This window comes from Promicromonospora sp. NPDC057488 (assembly GCF_042802395.1).
Classification (GTDB): Bacteria; Actinomycetota; Actinomycetes; order Actinomycetales; family Cellulomonadaceae; genus Promicromonospora.
The window spans coordinates 1-2,825 of the sequence record NZ_JBHVEG010000324.1; the positions used below are offsets into that span (position 1 = coordinate 1).

The 2,825-nt window shown below is 74.5% G+C and carries 2 protein-coding genes; one reads left to right on the forward strand and one right to left on the reverse strand.

What is annotated here, in order from left to right; all coding sequences use genetic code 11:
• Positions 1–146: 146 nt before the first annotated feature.
• Positions 147–1,064, reverse strand: a complete 918-nt coding sequence (locus ACFU5G_RS29735; RefSeq protein WP_377252725.1) for a hypothetical protein — start codon at positions 1,062–1,064, stop codon at positions 147–149.
• A 95-nt stretch (positions 1,065–1,159) separates the two neighbouring features.
• Here ACFU5G_RS29735 and ACFU5G_RS29740 point away from each other — a divergent pair, with 95 nt between their 5' ends.
• Positions 1,160–2,788 (forward strand): serine/threonine-protein kinase, encoded by a 1,629-nt coding sequence (locus ACFU5G_RS29740; RefSeq protein WP_377252727.1) that lies wholly within the window; start codon positions 1,160–1,162, stop codon positions 2,786–2,788.
• Positions 2,789–2,825 lie beyond the last annotated feature (37 nt).

Below are 2,825 nucleotides of genomic sequence, written 5' to 3' on the forward strand. Positions count from 1 at the left end.
CGGCCGCCACGGCCGCCCCGGCGGGGGGGGGCGCCCCGGCCGGGTGCTCGGATGTGGGCTTCGAGATCGGCACAGGCCTGAGCCGATCTCGATGCCGACTACCGAGTCCGCGGGGCAAACTGCCGACCGGCGTTGCCCACAGGACCTCAGTCCTGCGTCTCCAGCATCCGGCGGCGCGCGCGGACCAGCGCGGCGCCGACGGCCGTGAGGCCGAGCGCCACCGCGGCAGCGCCGGCCACCTGGAAGCCCGTCTGCGCCAGCGCGCCCGGGGCCTGCGCCTCGCCGATCGACTGGATGGGCAGGCCCGTGTCGACGCCGGTACCCAGACCGGGCAGGTTGGACACGGGGATCGTGCCCGAACCGTCGCCCGAGCCCGGCCCATCACCAGGCCCACCAGGACCGCCGGGACCGCCGTCACCCGGGTCGCCGCCACCGGGGCCGCCGTGCACCGGGCTCTCGAGCAGGTCGTCGACGACGCCGTTCTCGCCGGTCACCGCGCCGATGGTGCCGGGCACGTCGCCGCGGCCCAGGTTCTCGCCGATCGAGCCCACGTCGTCGATGATCTCGTTCGGCAGGTTGTCGGTCAGGCCGCGCTCGGGCTCGTCCGCACCGAGCACGTCGTCGACGGCGCCGTCCTCGCCGGCCACCGAGGTGACCACGCCGGACACGCCGCGCACGACGTCGTCCACGGGGCCGCCCTTCGCGGTCGGCGCCTTGGCCTCACCGCCGGTCACGCCGCGCACCACGTCGTCGACGGCGCCGTCCTTGCCGGCCACCGCGTCGACGGCGCCCGTGACGCCCTTGACCGTGTCGTCGACGGCGCCCTCCTTCTTCGTCACCTGCTCGACGGTGTCGGTCACCTGGCCCAGCGTGCTGTCCACCGCGCCGCCCTTGCCGACGACGGCGTCGACCGTGCCCGACAGCACGTCGCCCAGGCCGCCGGCCGGCTGCTCGACGCTCGACGGCGCGTCGTCGGCCGCGGTCGCGGACACGGCGCCCGTAACGAGCAGACCGCCCGCCACGAGCACGGACGGCAGCGCGCGGCTCACCAGCTTTCGCTTCATGGTTCTCCCCCTGCGTGTGTAATTTCCTTCGGGAACGCGAATCACCATGACCGAAATATCGGGTGAATTCAAGGAAATCCGGTATGTTTCGCTCCATGATCGCGCCAGGCTCAGGGGCAGCCCCGCAGATCCAGCCGCTCGAGCCCGGCGACCCGCAGGAGCTGGGCGGTTACCAGCTTCTCGGCCGGATCGGGGCGGGCGGCATGGGGGCTGTCTATCTCGCGGAGACCCGCACCGGACGCAGGCTCGCCCTCAAGGCGATCCTGCGCGAGCACGTCCAGGACCCGGAGTTCCGCACGCGGTTCCGCCGCGAGGCGGCGGCCGCGATGAAGGTGCGCGGCCGGTTCCTGGCCACCCTGATCGACGCCGACCCGGACGGCGAGCAGCCCTGGCTGGCCGTCGAATACGTGGAGGGCCCGGCGCTGTCCGCCGTCGTCCGGACCCAGGGCCCGCTGCCCGAGGCCGACGTGCGCCGCATGCTGGCGGGCGTCGCCGAGGCGCTGCGCGCCGTGCACCAGGCCGGCATCGTGCACCGCGACCTCAAGCCGTCGAACATCCTGCTCGGCGCGGACGGCCCGTTCGTCATCGACTTCGGCATCGCCCAGGGGTCCGACTCGACGTCGCTGACCCGCACCGGCCTCAAGGTCGGCACGCCCGCGTTCATGGCGCCCGAGCAGGTGCGCGGCAGCCTCGCGACGCCGGCCGCTGACGTCTGGGCGCTGGGCGCCGTCGCCCTGTACGCCGCGACCGGGCAGCGCGCGTTCGGCGAGGGCGACACCACCGTCGTCTACTACCGCGTGGTGCACGAGGAACCCGACCTGACCGGGTGCCCGGACTGGCTGCTCCCGCTGGTGCAGGCCTGCCTGTCCAAGGACCCCGAGGCCCGGCCGGACCTGCCGGAGGTGCTCGACTTCCTCAACGACGTGCCCGCCGACCGGCGGACGGGACCCGCGAAGATCCTCCCGGCCGTGGCAGGCGGCGCGGGCGCCGTCGACCCGGACGACGACGCGACCGCGCTGCGCGACGACGAGACCGTGGTCAAGGCACTCCCCGCCATGCCCGCCCCGGAGCCCGAGCCCGAGCCGGCGGCGCCCCGGCGCGGCCTGCTGACCAGGCCGATCACCTGGCTGGTCGCGGCCGCGGTCGTGGTGATCGTCGGCGGCGGCACCACGGCGGCCGTGCTCGGCCTGCGCTCCGGCGGGGCGGAGGCCGGCCCGACGCCGTCGGGGTCGCCGTCCGCGTCCGCGCCGGCCGGCGCCTCGGCCGAACCGTCCAAGTCGGCTTCGGCGTCAGCGGAGCCGCCGTCGGTCATCGACGAGTGCCTGGTGGGCCGCTGGGAGCAGACCGACCTGGCCACGGAGATCTCGGCCCAGGGCGAGACCTACCCGACCACGGGCTGGAACGGGCGCGTGGTCGAGTTCCGGCCCGACGGCACCCAGGTGGTCGAGTTCGACGACGCCGAGCCGCTGCGCGCCGACCTGCCCGCCGGGGAGTACGTCGAGACCTGGAGCGGCACGGCCACGTACACGGTCTCGACCAAGGGCGGGCGGCTCACCTTCGAGACGGTCGACTTCGACGACGCCGAGGTCACGCGCGAGCTCGCCGGCAACGGCGACACGTACCAGCCCGAGGGCCTGTCCCAGCCGCTGAAGTACACCTGCGACGAGACCACGCACACGCAGTGGACCACGGGCTTCGAGGCGACGTTCGAACGCCTCGGCTAGGTCGCCGGGCGCTGGGTGCCCGTCGGGAGACCGACGC